This is a genomic window from Ornithinimicrobium murale, assembly GCF_003352835.1.
Lineage (GTDB): Bacteria > Actinomycetota > Actinomycetes > Actinomycetales > Dermatophilaceae > Ornithinicoccus > Ornithinicoccus muralis.
Window position 1 is genome coordinate 103,278 of the sequence record NZ_QLVD01000004.1, and the last position, 14,779, is coordinate 118,056.

The following is a 14,779-nucleotide window of genomic DNA, read 5'->3' on the forward strand; positions in this document are numbered from 1 at the left end:
GCATACTCCATCTGCCGGTCCCGGCTCCGCCGGTCCGGTTCCCTGACAACGTCGTCCTCTGGAGCAGTGATGTCCCAAGCCCCCGTCGGGCAGTCCGTGGCGACCCCAGCCTGGGTGGTCGCCACGAAGTGGTTGTTGATCGCGCTCACCGTGCTCGGCTGCACCTACCTTTCTTGGCGGGCCGTGGAGGCCGGGTCCTGGCTCATCGTGACGGTGGCCGCCTTCATCGCCATGGCGGTGCTGGTCGTCTACGCCACCGGACGCGGCATCACCCTGAAGTACCTGCTGCCCGGGCTGATCCTGCTCACCCTGTTCCAGATGTGGCCGATCGCCTACACCGTGGCCACCGCCTTCACCAACTATGGCGACGGGCACTCCCTGACCAAGGAGCAGGCGATCGAGGCGGTCCAGGCGCAGTCGGTCCGACCCGAGCCCGACTCCGCGCGCTACGGCATGTCCGTGGCGATCCCCGAGGGCGAGACGATTGCCGAGGCCGACCTGGCGCTCCTGCTCTCCCGGCCCGCGGCGGAGGGGACCAGCGGCGACAACCTCCTGGAGGGCCAGGAACTGTTCGTGGGCACCCTGGAGGGTCTGGAGCCGCTCCCGGCCGACGGGGTCACGCTGCGCGGCAACGGCACCGTCGGCGAGGCACCCGGCTTTCAGGTGCTCACCCTGGTGGAGGCCAACGAACGCGCGCAGGACGTCGCCGAGTTCGCGGTCCCGCTCGAGGGTGGCGCGGGCATCAAGGCGGCCACCGGCACCCAGGCCTTCGTCGGTCGCACGACCACGACCTACGACGCCGCCGCGGACACCATGACCACCATCGACGGCACGGTCTATGTCGCCCACGAGGGCAACTTCGTGCCGCAGGACGGCCAGGGTCCTCCGCTGCCGACCGGCTGGACGGAGAACGTCGGGTTCGACAACTTCAGCTCGATCTTCACCGACTCCACCCTGCGCAGCGGCTTCCTGAAGATCTTCCTGTGGAACCTGGCCTTCCCGCTGCTGTCCGTGGGCTCGACCTTCATCCTCGGCATGCTGTTGGCGCTGCTGTTCAACGACCCCCGACTGAAGGGCAAGGGGCTCTACCGGTCTCTGCTGATCCTGCCCTACGCCCTGCCGATCTTCGTGACGGCCATCGTGTGGTCCGCGATGTTCAACCAGGACTTCGGGATGATCAATGACGTCACGGGACTGAACATCAACTGGCTCGGTGATCCGTGGCCCGCACGGGCGGCGGTGCTGATCACCAACCTGTGGCTCGGCTTCCCCTACATGTTCCTGATCTGCACCGGTGCGTTGCAGTCGATCCCCAACGACGTCAAGGAGGCGGCGTCCGTCGACGGGGCCGGCCCGATCCGCACGCTGTGGTCGGTGACCATGCCGCTGCTGCTCGTCGCGGTGGGCCCCCTGCTGGTGGCGTCCTTCGCCTTCAACTTCAACAACTTCGGCCTGATCTATCTGCTGACCGGCGGCCGCCCGTTCGAGGCGACCAACAGCCAGGTCGGCAACACCGACCTGCTGATCACCTTCGCCTACCGGCTGGCCATGGAGTCCGGCTCGCCGAACATCGGGCTGGCCTCCGCGGTCAGCATCATCATCTTCCTGATCGTGGGCGTGCTCAGCTATGGCATGTTCCGACAGTCCAAGGCTCTCGAGGAGGTGAACTGACGATGACGCAGCCAACTGCTGCCGGTGCCCCCGGCGCCTCCGGTGCTCCTGGTGCCGTCCCGACCGACGACACCGTCAGCGTCCGCACGGACGGCACCGTCAGCGTCCGCACGGACGACTCCGCCAGCCGCACGGTCGGTCAGCGGCCGCGCACCGGTGTCTGGTGGCGTCATGCCCTGGCCGTCCTGGCCCTGGTGTGGGCCCTGTTCCCGGTGGCGTTCATCCTGTCGGCCGCGCTCAACCCGACCGGCACGCTCAACAGCGCCTCGCCGATCCCGACGGACTTCTCCCTCAAGAACTTCACGGACCTGTTCGCCTCGACGACCTTCCCCTACTGGACCTGGTTCAAGAACTCCCTGATCGTCGCGGGCCTCGGCACGCTCTTCCAGGTGTTCATCGGTGCCGCAGCGGCGTTCGCGTTCTCCCGGCTGCGCTGGAAGGGGCGCCGGCCCGGGTTGATGGCCCTGCTGCTGTCCCAGATGTTTCCGGCGCTGCTCGCCTTCCCCGCGCTCTACCTGATGTTCCTGCGCATCGGCGAGGTGATCCCGGAGATCGGCCTGAACACCCTCTGGGGTCTGCTGCTGGTCTACCTGGGCGGGGCCATGGGCGCCAACGTCTGGCTGCTCAAGGGCTACTTCGACACCATCCCCAGGGAGCTGGACGAGGCCGCCCGGATGGACGGTGCCAGCCATGCACGGATCTTCTTCACGATGACCCTGCGGCTGGTGGCGCCCATCCTGGCCACCGTCGGCATCCTGGCCTTCGTGGCGCTCTGGGGAGAGTTCATGCTGGCCAGTATATTCCTGCTCGACCAGGACCAGCGCACCCTCGGCGTCGGCCTCTACTCGCTCAACCTGGCCGACCGCAACAAGTACTTCGGGATGTTCTGCGCCGGCGCGCTGCTGGCCTCCCTGCCCACCGTCGCGGTCTATCTCTCCCTGCAGAAACAGCTCATCGGGGGCCTGACGCAGGGGTCGGTCAAGTAGCCGTGACCGGATCAGCTAACCCCGCCCTCCGCCGAGCGCCCGCAGCCACCGTGAGCAGACGATGAGCCGACTCGCCGACCTGGCGCAGCACGCAGGTGTCAGTGAGGCGACGGTCAGTCGCGTCCTCAACGACCGTCCCGGGGTGGCCACGCACACCCGGCAGGCGGTGCTCACCGCGCTCGACGTGCTCGGCTATGAGCGCCCCAGCAAGCTGCGTCGCAGCAGCGCCGGACTGGTGGGCCTGGTCGTCCCTGAACTGACCAACCCGATCTTCCCGGCCTTCGCCCAAGCGGTGGAGACCCAGCTCGCGGCCGCCAACTACACCCCCGTCCTGTGCACCCAGGTGCCCGGCGGCGTGCACGAGGACGAGTACGTCCAGATGCTGCTGGAGCGGGGGGTCGCCAGCATCATCTTCATCAGCGGGTACCACGCGGACACCAGGGCCAGCATCGAGCGCTACACCACCCTGCGGGAGCGGAACCTGCCGATCACCCTGGTCAACGGCTGGCGGGAAGGGATCGAGGCCAGCTTCATCTCGCACGACGACATCGCCGGGATGCTCCTGGCTGTCCGGCACCTGCGCGATCTCGGCCACACCCGGATCGGGCTGGCCACCGGACCTCAGCGGTATGTGCCCGTCCAGCGCAAGGTCCAGGGCTACCAGGAGGCGCTGGCCCAGCTGCTGCCAGGGGCCGAGCAGTTCGTCCAGACCACGCTGTTCACCGTCGAGGGTGGTCAGGCAGCAGGACGCAAGCTGCTCGACCAGGGGGTCACGGCGGTCGTCTGCGGCTCGGACATCATGGCGCTCGGGGTAGTCCGGTCGGCCCGCCAGGCCGGGCTGCGGGTCCCCGAGGACGTGTCGGTCATCGGCTCGGACGACTCCCAGCTGATCGGCTTCACCGACCCCCCGCTGACCACCGTCCGGCAGGACGTGCCGGCCATGAGCGAGGCCGCGGTGACCGCGGTCCTGGAGGAGATGCAGGGGGAGCCGGTGGCCCACCGGGAGTACCTGTTCGCCCCCGAGCTGATCCTGCGCAGTTCCACCGGAGCCGCACGCGGCCGGGCCTGACCGACCGGGCCAGCCCTCGGCATACGGTCAGGGGGCGGAGCGCAGCTCGACCAGGGTGCGCAGCAGGGTCTGGACCTGGATCTCGTTGGCGACCCGGTGCCGGGCGGTCGTCTCGCCGGGGCCGACCTTGACGGTCAGGTCGGTCGGCCGCAGCATCGCGAAGGCCCGCTCGTCGGTCACGTCGTCCCCGACGAAGAGCATCGAGTCCACCTCGTGCTCGGCCGCCAGGTCGAGCAGGGCCGCTCCCTTGCCGACGTGGCGCGTGGCCATCTCCAGCACCTCCTTGCCGGGCGTCACCACCAGGCCGGTATGCCGAGTGAGCACCTCCTGCGTGGCGTGGACCGCTGCCTCGGAGTCCTGCGTGGACAGCCCGCGGGTGTGCAGGACCAGCGAGTGGGGCTTGCGCTCCACCCGCGCCCGGGGATGGTCCAGCAGCACCGCCGCCAGGTCCTCATCCAGCGCCGCGAAGCGAGCCTGCTCGGTGGTGTCGGGGGACAGGGCCCGGGGGTCGGACGAGCGCTCCACACCGTGGCTGCCCACCAGCAGCACTGGCTCGGTGAGGCGGGTCAGCTCGAGGAGGTCCGCCAGCGCACGGCCCGAGACGATCGCCACCAGGGTGTCGGGCAACCCGCAGAGCCTGTTGAGCAGCTCCTCGCTCCCGGGCAGGGCACGGGCGTCCATCGGCTCATCGACCAGCGGCGCGAGCGTGCCGTCGAAGTCCATCGCCACCAGGATGCGCGGGTTGCGGGCGAACTGGCGCAGGGCACCGGCCAGCGGCTCGGCGAGCACCTGATCGGCATCGCGCGCGGTTGTGCGTCCGGTCATCGCCGGGTGGGCCTGTCCGGGGCGGCTTCGAGCGCGGTCAGATAGTGCCGTGCCCACGCATGCACGTCGTGGGCACGGACCCGTCGGCGCATCGCGAGCATCCGCTTGCGTGCTCTGGCTGGCTCCTCGCGCATCGCCTCGAGAATAGTCTCCTTGAGCCCGGCGATGTCGTGCGGGTTGCACAGGAAGGCCTGGCGCAGCTCCTGCGCAGCACCGGTGAACTCGCTGAGCACCAGAGCCCCGCCGCCGTCCCACCGGCTGGCGACATACTCCTTGGCCACCAGGTTCATCCCGTCACGCAGGGGCGTGACCAGCAGCACGTCCGCAGCCTGGAAGAGTGCGGCCATCTCCTCCTTGGGGTAGGAGTGGTGCAGGTAGTGGACCGCGGTCGCGCCGATGTCGGAGTGGTCTCCGTTGATCCGACCCACCTGCCCGTCGACCTGGCTGCGCAGGTCCTGGTAGGCGCTGACGCGCTCGCGGCTGGGTGTGGCGATCTGCAGCAGCGTGACCTCCGGAGCGGCGATCGCCTCGTCGGCGAACAACTCGGAGATGGCCCGCAGGCGGTGCCGGATGCCCTTGGTGTAGTCGAGCCGGTCGATGCCCAGGAGCACCGTCTGGGGGTCTCCCAGGGAGGCCCGGATCTCTCGGGCACGGCGGCGCACTCCCGGTGTCCTGGCGAGCTCCTCCATGGATCGGAAGTCGATCGAGATCGGCACCGTGGCGGTCCGGGCCCGTCGCGCCTCGGCGCCGAGCTGGCCGTCCTGGGCGCCCTGCCAGGTGATGACATCGCCGGAGGAGGTCGTGCCGAGCAGCTGGTGGCAGGCGCGGGTGAAGTTGGCGGCGTCGTTGCTGCGCTGGAAGCCGAGGAAGTCGGCCCCGAGCAGGCCGCGGAGCACGGCCCGGCGCCACGGGAGCTGACCGAAGAGCTCCACCGGTGGGAACGGGATGTGGTTGAACCACCCGATCTGCAGGTCCGGGCGCAGGGCGCGCAGCATGGCCGGCACCAGTTGGAGCTGGTAGTCGTGGACCCACACCGTTGCTCCCTGTGCCGCGACCCCGGCGATCGCTTCGGCGAAGCGAGTGTTCACCCGCTGGTAGGACGCCCACCAGCTGCGTCGGTAGCGAGGAGGGACGATCACGTCGTGGTAGAGCGGCCACAGGGTCTCATTGCTGAAGCCCTCGTAGTAGCCGCGGAGGTCATCGGAGCTCAGCACGATCGGGTGCAGTCGGATGCCCTCGCGGTCGAAGGGCGCGACGCTCTCGCCGGGGTCACCGGCCCAACCCACCCAGGCCGCGGACCGGCCCTGCATGACAGCGTCCATGGCCGTCACCAGACCGCCAGGGCTCGCCTGCCAGCGGGTCTGACCGTCAGCATCGACCACCCGGTCAACCGGCAGTCGGTTGGCGGCCACCACGAAGTCGAAGGTGTCCTGCGAGGAAACCACAACCACTCCATCATCGTCAGATCGTCTGGGCCCCGGCTGAGGGGACTGATCGCGTCATCGCGCGGTGCAGGGATCCTGGGCCTGAGGGCACTGGAAACCAACTAGCGGCCCGGTTCGTTGCTGACCCGAGCCTAGTCGGGTCCGACTGGGCCCGCGATCCCGCACCCGGGGTGCCGAATGGGCCTGAAGTGCCGTGCCGAGACGAGGAGACGCAATACGGTGGAGATCATGAGCGCCGAGTCCACTCCTGCCGGGGGACCCCCGGAGGGGGCTTCCCCGACCTCGCGCCGTCTCGGTCGGTATACCCTCGGGACCCGCGTCGGTGAGGGCGGCATGGGCGTGGTCTACCGTGCGCGTGCCGACGGCGCAGCCGAGGACGGCAGCCGCGACGTGGCGATCAAGGTGCTGCGTCCGCACATCGCCCACGACCCGGACGCGCGTCAACGACTGTCCCGCGAGGTCGCCACCCTCTCGCGGGTGAACAGCCCCAGAATCGCGGCCGTCCTCGATGCCGACACGGAGGGACCGGCGCCGTACATCGTCACCGAGTTCGTGCCCGGTCCACCGCTCGACCGCGTGGTCACCGAGCGCGGCCCCGTCACAGGTGAGGCACTGGTGGACCTGGGGCGGGGTCTCTATGAGGCCCTGACCGCGATCCACCGGGTGGGCATCGTCCACCGCGATCTCAAGCCCGGCAATGTGCTGATGGTCGGGTCGGACCCGGTCGTCATCGACTTCGGCATCGCCCAGGTTGCCGACGATGTCCGTCTCACCATGACCGGGTTGGTGATGGGGACGCCCGGCTATCTGTCGCCCGAGGTCGTTGAGGGTGGCGCGGTGACCGAGGCCACCGACTGGTGGGGCTGGGCAGCGACCCTGGCCTTCGCGGCCAGTGGCAGCCCGCCCTTCGGCCGGGGTCCGATGAGTGCCGTCCTGGACCGTGTGACGCGGGGGCGCACCCAGTTGGACGGCGTGGACCCCAGACTGCGACCGCTGCTGGAGGCCGCGCTCGACCCCGAGCCGGAGCGCCGGCCGCACAACGACGAGGTGATGGCCGCCCTGGAGCTCTATGCCGCGCACCGTCCGGTGACCGCGGCGTTGACCCAACGGGTGCCCCGGCCCGCGGCAGAACGGGCGCAACCGCCGCGGACCCCGCCCCGCGCCTGGCCCGCAACGCCCTCGACGGCGGCCACACCGCAGGTGGACCCGACCCGTGTGCAGCCCGCGCAGCCGACCCCGCAGACCCGGGTGGCACTGCAGCAGGGCGGCGCGCACGGTGGGACTCCTGGCGGGTCGCACGGTGGGACGCCTGGCGGGTCGCACGGTGGGACGCCTGGCGGGTCGCACGGTGGCAGCGGTCACGGTGCAGCCCGCCCGAACCACCCGATGTCACGGGAGGCGCCCTACGGAGCCGATCGCCGGCCGGGGCCTGATCCGCTCGGCCAGCCCACGGCATACGGTCAGCCCTCGGCATCCGGCCAGTCGGGCCAGTCGCCGTTCGGGCAGCCCCTGCCGTACCCGCCGGGGCAGTCACAGCGTGGCCCCGATCCCAGGATCGGCCGCCCGATGCGCACCGGCACGCTCGCTGCGGGCCTGGTCGCGCTCGTCGGGCTTGCCGCGCTGGTGCCGCTGCTGTCCTGGGGCTTGCTCATCATCTGGTCGGTGGCGGCACGCACCGTCGATCATGCCGTGACCGCTCTGGTCCTGCGCCGGCACGAGGCGGGGCCACGTCGCTCCGATGTGCCGCTCACCGTGCTGGCCAGCCCGTGGCACCTGTTTGTGTCGGCGCTGTCCACCGGGTTGGCGATGCTGCTGCCCCTCGCGTTCGCCATGGCGGCCACGGTGATCACGGCCGGTGGGCTCACCGAGTCCGGACTGATGCAGGTGGACGTCGGGCACCCGCTGCCCGTGGGAGTCGGCAGCCTGCTCGGCCTGCTCATGGCCTGGTGGGGGCCCGGCGGCGTGTCGCTGCGCAGAGGCTCCCGCACCCTGGTCCGCGCGATCCTGCCAGGGCAGCTGATCACCCAGGTGGTGACGGTGGTTCTGGCCGTCGGTGGCCTGGTGATCCTGGGATACTCCCTGATGGAGGGCGTCCCGGTCTCCTGGTGGCCCACCTCGTGGACTTCCGCGCCGTTCACGGACCTGATCCCGCAGGTGCTGCGCCCCTGAGGTGTGGACGCTGCGCCCCTCATCCGCAGGCGCTGAGCGCTGAGGCTGTGCGCTGCGCCCCTCGTCCTGCAGGCGCTGCGCCCCGCATCCGGAGGTCCTGCTCCCGCCCGTGCTCCGTCCCGAGCTCCCGCCCGTGCTCCCCCCCGCCCGGCGTGTCGCGCACGGTGCCGCCATCGTTGCGGCGTGTCCGGCGTTCTAGCGCGGATTCGGTCGCGCCGATCCTGCACCAGGAGACCTCCGGGACCAGGGGCCGATGGGACCCCGCACCACCGGAGACGCGGAGTGCGGTGGGCCGCCCGCGGAGTGTGACAGGGCGTGTTGCTCACACGGGGGTAGCACAGCACAGGAGACGTGGGTACTCTTGCGGACGGCCCTCCCCGGGGCCTCACAAGTGCATTTCCAGCACCACACGCATGGCGTGTGCCCATGGGCGCCGAACCTCGTCACCAGGGCACGACCTCCGGACCGTCCGGCGCCAGATGAGGGTGGGGGACCCGAGATGACGCCACCCCGGCGTCTTGGGGTGAAGCCGCGAGAGCGGCCGGGCACCTGACCGCCCGAACCCGACAGCTAACCCCGCAGGCGCGCAGTCAGGAAGGTTGGCCCCGCCATGGCATCTGGCAAGCACCGTAAGCCCCGCACGCCCCTCGGCCCTGTGATTCGGCGCGCCGGCGGCGCTGGAGTTGCCGCAGCAGCCGCTGCCGCGGCGCTCGGCGTCGCTGCCCCGAGCGCGAGCGCCAGCTCGGTCTGGGATCGCGTCGCCGCCTGTGAGTCCGGTGGCAACTGGTCGATCAACACCGGCAACGGCTACTACGGCGGGCTGCAGTTCAGCGCGCAGACCTGGTCCGGTTTCGGTGGCGGGCAGTACGCCGCCTACGCCCACCAGGCCTCCAAGTCCCAGCAGATCGCGATCGCGCAGAAGGTCCTGGCGACCCAGGGCCCCGGTGCCTGGCCGGTCTGCTCGGTCCGGGCCGGACTGAACCGGTCCAACGGTGGTGCGGGCGGATCGGCCCCGGCTCCCGCCCCAGCTCCCGCTCCGGCCCCGGAGACCCAGCGGCAGACGGCGGCACCCTCGCGCAGCGCGGGCCCGATCAACCCGGCCGTCAGTGTCACGGCGCCCCTTGTCAAGGACGGCATCCGTGGTCCGCTGACCACGGCGACGATCCAGCGCTGGGTCGGCACGCACCCGGACGGCATCTTCGGGCCGATCACGACCAAGGCACTCCAGGAGAAGGTCGGCACCACACCCGACGGCATCTGGGGCCCGAAGTCCCAGGCGGCGCTCCAGGACTACCTGGGCATGGAGCGCGACGGGTCGACCTCCATGAACTCTCGCACGGTGATCGCGCTCCAGGCGCACCTGAACGCCAAGGTCCTCGGCTGACGCTGACGGAACCGCGCTGATCACCAAGCAGCGCGCGGATGGACGACACTGCGCCGCCGGGAAGTCTCCCGGCGGCGCAGTGTTGCGTCTAGCCTGTGGCGCGCACCGTGCTGGTGGCGCGGTGCTACGCGGACCGTGCTGGTGGCGCAGCGGCGGTCTAGGACCCATCATTTCCGCGGGGCCTCGTGGCGCGGGTAGCATCGTCGTCGTTGTCGGCACCGGCCGACACACGCCCCTGTAGCTCAGTTGGTAGAGCATCCGCCTTGTAAGCGGACGGTCGCGGGTTCGACTCCTGTCGGGGGCTCCACAGGGTCATCGCCGTGTCCACCCTGCGGGTCGGGCACCGAGGCCTGTGATCACTCCGGGGTGTCGGGGCTCTCCAGGTGGACGGTGACCTCGCCCTCGGTCCGCAGCTCCTCCACCAGGGTCTGGACCGCCTCGTTCTCCCGCTCGGACGCCAGCTGCTCAGCGACCTGGTCCTGGACCTCCTCGAAGGGCGGAATCTCCGGAGCGGGGGAGCCGGACTCAGCGTCTCCGCCTCCCTGCTGGGCCACCAGCTCGTCGTAGCGTGCCCGGACCTCCTCGTCGGTCGGCTCCGTGACATCAGCTTCCTGCTCGATGAGCTGGTCGACCTTGATGATCTGCTCCACCTCGGCGTTGACCTCCTCGCCGGACATTCCCTGCTGCTCGAGCGCGGCCAGGAACTCGTCGGCGGACGCCATGCCGTTGCCCTCAGCCAACTCCGTGAGCTCGGCGGTAATGTCCTCGTCGCTGGCCTCGAACCCGTGCTCCTCGGAGGCCTGCATGAGCAGCTCGCTGCTGATCAGTCCCTCCACGGTCTGCTCGCGGAGCGTCGGCTCGTCGACCGGCTGACCGGTCGTCTGGGCCTGCATCGAGGCCTGCTCGAACGTCGGCGTGTAGGCCTCGGTGAACTCGTCCTTGGAGATCTCGGTGCCGTTCACTTCCGCCACCACGTCGGGGACGTCGGAGAGATCAGGCGCAGCAGCCTGGTCCGGTCCGGCCGTCCCTGCACCTGCGTCGGGTCCCTCGCTGGCCCCCGCCCCATCCGGCCCGGCGGACTCAGCAGCATTATCCGATCCTGGTGCGGCAGAGGCGCCCTCGCTCGTGCCGGCATCATCTGTGCCGGAGTCTGAGTCTGTGCTGCAGGAAGCAGCACCGAGCAGGCAGACGACGAGCCCGAGGCTGGTCATCCATGTCTTATTCCGCATTATTCCTCCCTCATATGGAATGGCCGGTCAACGTAGCACGCAGAGATAAATATCCAATTCAGGAATTCCCAGTCTTCGGTCAGGAAGAAAGGGCAGGGAAAATGCCAGGTGAAGATGATCCGCGTGAGTCGCAGCGTCCAGGAGGGACTCAGCCGAGCGGCGGGCGCTCGCCGATGCTGGCCCGGACCTGCCGGATCTCCCGGGCCTCAGGGATGTCGTGTCTGGCCAGGCGGGCGGCCAGGTCTCGAGCGACAGCTTCGGCCGGGGCCACGCGCTCGAGGGCCTCCCCGGGTGCTCCCTGCGAGGCCGTGGCAAGCGCTGTGAAACCCAGCCAGGCCGTGGCGTCTCGGACGTCCACGAGATCGGCCACCCGGTCCGGTTCGTCGCGGATCGCACGTCCGGCGATCGCGGAAAGCTCCTGCAGGTCGAGGGAGAGCTCGCGCTGGGCCATCAGGCCGGCCCGGTCCTGGTGCTGTCCCCGCCCCAGCAGCCCGATCACGTCGGCGCTCGTGGCGACCGCCCGTGCCAGGTGTGCCGTCACCATGTCTCGCCCGGACCGCCAACCGACCAGCCAGGGGATGGCGACGCCACAGAGCACACCGATGCCGGTGTCCAGCAGCCGTTCCTGAGCGATCGTCAGCGCCGCCAGGCCGGATCCCGCCGTGCCGATGGTGAGCGCCAGGGGCGTCATGAAGACGACGGCCAGGGTGTAGTTGCGGACCACAAAGAGCTCGACCAGCCCCTGCAACGTGACGATAGTGACAACGACCGTCCACGGCCCGCTGTCGGAGAATCCACCGAGCAGGAAGAGCCCGATGCCCAGGGTCGTGCCGGCCAGGCGCTCCACGGAACGGATCGCCGTGGCCCGGCGGTCCATTCCGGTGTGCAGCACCAGCGCGGCTGCGGCCATGGCCCAGTACATGTGCCCGCTGCCGGCCAGGAGGCCCGCCGCCACGCCGGCGGCCGCGATGCCGACGGCGACGCGGACGGCCGCCTGCAGTGCCGCGGTCGGCCAGCGCAGCGCCCGGGCCACCATGCGACGCAGGCGGGGACGGCCCAGAGGGGCGGCTGTGGGCTCGCCGCCCAGGTCCGGGTTGAGCTGGTGCGCGGGCAGCAAATGTTGGGAGTAGCGCTGCTGGATGACAATCAGATCCGTGGCCAGTTCAGCGCGCAGAGCCTCGTCCGTGGCGCGCGGTGAGGTGCTGTCCGGGGAATCTTCTGGCAGCAGGGCCGGCTCACCCCCGTCCCACAGCGTGGTCCAGGCGTCGTGGATGGCATTGGTCGCGTCGGTGCTGCGATCCTCGGCCTGCGGATCATCGGGGGCGGTGGCCAGGAACTTCTCGACCGCACGCTCGGCTGCGGCGACGGCAGCGCGCTCGGGGCCGAGGCGGTCCAGGATCAGGTCGAACATGGCGATGGGCACGGCGACCGCGGCGCCGGTCGCCGTCGCGAGGACGAGGGCCCCCGGATCCAGGCCGCGCGTGGGCAGGTAACCCCCGATGCCGACGATCAGCACGAAGAAGAAGGCCCCCGGCGGCCCGAGTCGAAGGGCGTGCGACAGGAAGGTCGCCACGGCGCCGACGAACGCCGTCGCGAGGATCGACAGCAGCAGGTTGCCGGACACCAGGATCCCCAGCGACATGCCGCCGACCAGTCCCAGCGCGACGAGCACCAGAACCCGGATCCGGCTCCGGAGCGGGCGGCCGGGGCCGTAGAGCACGGTGAAGATCCCCGTGCCACACAGCAGGCCCCACGCCTGGTGGCCAGCGGCCGTTGCGATGCTCAGTGGGATAGCGATCGCGATAGCTGCCCGCAGTGCCACCGGCCACCGGGTCGGAGGACGGACCTCCCACCGCAACCCGCGGAAGGGTGTGATCGCGGCGGACGCGAGGTGCTCGGCACCGCGGACGGCTCTCCGACGAGCGCCACGCACCGCACGCCGGGAGAAACTCATGTCTGCTCCGACGCGCTCTCGTCGGACCCCGCAACCGGCACCGGGTCAGCGCGGCGGCATCCGCAGCGCACCATCGAGCCGGATCACCTCGCCGTTGAGCAGGGCGTTGTCGACGATGTGGGCCACCAGGGCGGCATACTCCTCGGGCTTGCCCAGCCGCGAGGGGTGCGGCACCAGTGCCTCCAGGGAGGCCCGCACCTCCTCGCCCAGCCCGGCCATCATCGGCGTCTCGAAGATGCCCGGCGCGATGGTCGCCACCCGGATCCCCTTGTCGGCCAGGTCCCGGGCGGCGGTCAGCGTCAGGCCGGCGATGCCCGCCTTGGAGGAGGAGTAGGCGGCCTGCCCGATCTGGCCGTCGAACGCAGCCACAGAGGCCGTCATCACAATCACCCCGCGGTCCTCGTCGACCGGCTCGTGGGCTGCCATCGCCTCGGCCGTCAGGCGCAGCACGTTGAAGGTGCCGATCAGGTTGATCTCGATGACGGTGCGGTAGGCGTCCAGCTCGATGGTGCCCCGCCGGGAGAGGATGCGGCCCGGGGTCGCGACGCCCGCGCAGTTGACGACGATCCGCAGTTCGCCCAGCTCGCCCGCCACGGCGATGGCGGCACGGACCTGCTCCTCGTCGCGCACGTCCGCGGGCGCGAAGCGCACTCGGTCGCCGAGCTCGGTGGCCAGGTCCTCGCCCCGGCTGCCGGGCAGGTCGACGAGCACCACGGAGGCACCCTCGGCGAGCAGGCGGCGGGCCGTGGCCTCGCCCAGTCCGCTGGCACCTCCGGTCACCAGGGCGACGGTCTTCTGGGTGATCTGCATGCTGGCCTCTCGGTCGGGGTCGGGTCGGGGTGAGGGTCGAGTCAGAGGTATGCCGGGTGGTCGGGTCAGCGCAGCAGCTGGCGGGAGATCACCAGCCGCTGGATCTGGTTGGTCCCCTCAAAGATCTGGGTGACCTTGGCCTCGCGCATGAAGCGCTCGACCGGGAAGTCCTTGGTGTAGCCGTAGCCACCCAGCACCTGGACGGCGTCCGTGGTGACCTTCATGGCGGCATCCGTGGCGACCAGTTTGGCCACCGACGCCTCCTGGCTGTGGGGCAGGTCGGCATCCTTGAGCCGGGCTGCGTGCAGGTAGGACGCGCGGGCCGCCCCGACTGCGGCGGCCATGTCGGCCAGCAGGAACGCCAGACCCTGGTTGTCGGCGATCGGGCGACCGAACTGCTCGCGCTCACGGGCGTAGGCCACGGCCTCATCGAGCGCGCGCTGGGCCAGCCCGACGGCCGCTGCCGCGATGCCCAGGCGACCGGAGTCGAGCGCCGCGAGGGCGATCGACATGCCCTGGCCCGGGGTGCCGACGAGCCGGTCGTCCGGCACGAAGACCTTGTCGAAGAGCACCTCGCGGACCGTGTCGCAGTCCAGGCCCATCTTGCGCTCCGGCTCGGCGAAGGTCAGGCCCTCGGCCCCGGCCGGCACGATGAAGCAGCTCAGGCCCCGCCCGCCGTCGTCTGAGGTGCGGGCGAAGGTGGTGTAGAAGTCGGCGTGCCCGGCGTGGCTGATCCACGCCTTGCCGCCGGAGATCTCATAACCGCCGTCGACCGCGTTGGCCCGGGTGCGGATGGCCGCGACGTCGGAGCCGGCACTGGGCTCGGACAGGCAGTAGGCGCCGAGCTGCTCGCCGGACAGCATCCCGGTGAGCAGTTTCTCCTGCTGGTCCGGCGTGCCGAAGGCCGCCACGGGTGCGCAGGTCAGGGAGTGGACCGAGACGCCCACGGCGACGGACATCCAGGCGTAGGCGATCTCCTCGACCACCTGGAGATAGACCTCGTAGGGCTGACCGCCGCCACCCAGCTCCTCCGCATACGGGAGGGAGAGCAGACCCGACTGACCGAGCAGGGAGAAGACCTCGCGCGGGAAGCGCGCGGCGGCCTCGGCCTCGTCGACCTGCGGCAGCAGTTCCTCCCGGGCGATGTCGCGAACCAGGGCGATCAGTTCGGTGGCCTCGTCGGTGGACAGGACGCGCGTCACAGGCATGAGCCGAAGACTACCGGGGGAGGCGCAGC

11 protein-coding genes, 1 tRNA gene and 1 riboswitch are annotated in these 14,779 nt (G+C 70.5%); of the genes, 6 read left to right on the forward strand and 6 right to left on the reverse strand.

Going from position 1 to position 14,779, the window contains the following annotated elements; translation table 11 throughout:
• The first annotated feature begins 69 nt into the window (after positions 1–69).
• From DPQ65_RS01825 to DPQ65_RS01835, 3 genes are all read left to right on the forward strand, one after another.
• Positions 70–1,671, forward strand: a complete 1,602-nt coding sequence (locus DPQ65_RS01825) for an ABC transporter permease subunit (protein WP_114905680.1) — start codon at positions 70–72, stop codon at positions 1,669–1,671.
• A 2-nt stretch (positions 1,672–1,673) separates the two neighbouring features.
• Complete coding sequence (locus DPQ65_RS01830; RefSeq protein ID WP_114905681.1) at positions 1,674–2,657, forward strand: sugar ABC transporter permease; 984 nt, start codon at positions 1,674–1,676, stop codon at positions 2,655–2,657.
• A gap of 61 nt (positions 2,658–2,718) precedes the next feature.
• A complete protein-coding gene (locus DPQ65_RS01835; protein WP_114905682.1) occupies positions 2,719–3,726 on the forward strand; it encodes a LacI family DNA-binding transcriptional regulator in 1,008 nt (335 codons plus the stop codon).
• Positions 3,727–3,753: 27 nt separating this feature from the next.
• Here DPQ65_RS01835 and otsB read toward each other — a convergent pair whose 3' ends face one another.
• Together otsB and DPQ65_RS01845 are read right to left on the reverse strand one after the other, a co-directional pair.
• Positions 3,754–4,551, reverse strand: coding sequence for a trehalose-phosphatase (gene otsB / locus DPQ65_RS01840; RefSeq protein WP_114905683.1), 798 nt, complete (start codon positions 4,549–4,551; stop codon positions 3,754–3,756).
• Complete coding sequence (locus DPQ65_RS01845) at positions 4,548–5,996, reverse strand: alpha,alpha-trehalose-phosphate synthase (UDP-forming) (protein ID WP_114905684.1); 1,449 nt, start codon at positions 5,994–5,996, stop codon at positions 4,548–4,550. The genes otsB and DPQ65_RS01845 overlap by 4 nt, the downstream gene beginning before the upstream one ends.
• Before the next feature lie 228 nt (positions 5,997–6,224).
• Between DPQ65_RS01845 and DPQ65_RS01850 the strand changes: the two genes are divergently transcribed.
• From DPQ65_RS01850 to DPQ65_RS01860, 3 genes are all read left to right on the forward strand, one after another.
• On the forward strand, positions 6,225–8,165 hold the full coding sequence (locus DPQ65_RS01850; RefSeq protein WP_162801960.1) for a serine/threonine-protein kinase: 1,941 nt from the start codon (positions 6,225–6,227) through the stop codon (positions 8,163–8,165).
• A 463-nt stretch (positions 8,166–8,628) separates the two neighbouring features.
• Positions 8,629–8,766: riboswitch (cyclic di-AMP (ydaO/yuaA leader) on the forward strand.
• Between the two features lie 9 nt (positions 8,767–8,775).
• Positions 8,776–9,549, forward strand: a complete 774-nt coding sequence (locus DPQ65_RS16245; RefSeq protein ID WP_114905686.1) for a transglycosylase family protein — start codon at positions 8,776–8,778, stop codon at positions 9,547–9,549.
• 231 nt (positions 9,550–9,780) lie between these two features.
• Positions 9,781–9,856: transfer RNA gene (locus DPQ65_RS01860), tRNA-Thr, on the forward strand.
• Between the two features lie 49 nt (positions 9,857–9,905).
• Here DPQ65_RS01860 and DPQ65_RS01865 read toward each other — a convergent pair.
• The 4 genes from DPQ65_RS01865 to DPQ65_RS01880 all read right to left on the reverse strand — a co-directional run bounded on the left by DPQ65_RS01865 (position 9,906) and on the right by DPQ65_RS01880 (position 14,750).
• A complete protein-coding gene (locus DPQ65_RS01865) occupies positions 9,906–10,778 on the reverse strand; it encodes a SurA N-terminal domain-containing protein (RefSeq protein WP_114905687.1) in 873 nt (290 codons plus the stop codon).
• A gap of 148 nt (positions 10,779–10,926) precedes the next feature.
• Positions 10,927–12,732: an FUSC family protein gene (locus DPQ65_RS01870; RefSeq protein WP_114905688.1), complete on the reverse strand. Its 1,806-nt coding sequence runs from the start codon at positions 12,730–12,732 to the stop codon at positions 10,927–10,929.
• 45 nt (positions 12,733–12,777) lie between these two features.
• Positions 12,778–13,542 carry a 3-hydroxyacyl-CoA dehydrogenase gene (locus tag DPQ65_RS01875; RefSeq protein WP_114905689.1) on the reverse strand — a complete coding sequence of 255 codons (765 nt, stop codon included), beginning with the start codon at positions 13,540–13,542 and terminating at the stop codon, positions 12,778–12,780.
• Between the two features lie 65 nt (positions 13,543–13,607).
• Positions 13,608–14,750 (reverse strand): acyl-CoA dehydrogenase family protein, encoded by a 1,143-nt coding sequence (locus DPQ65_RS01880; protein ID WP_114905690.1) that lies wholly within the window; start codon positions 14,748–14,750, stop codon positions 13,608–13,610.
• Between the last annotated feature and the right edge of the window lie 29 nt (positions 14,751–14,779).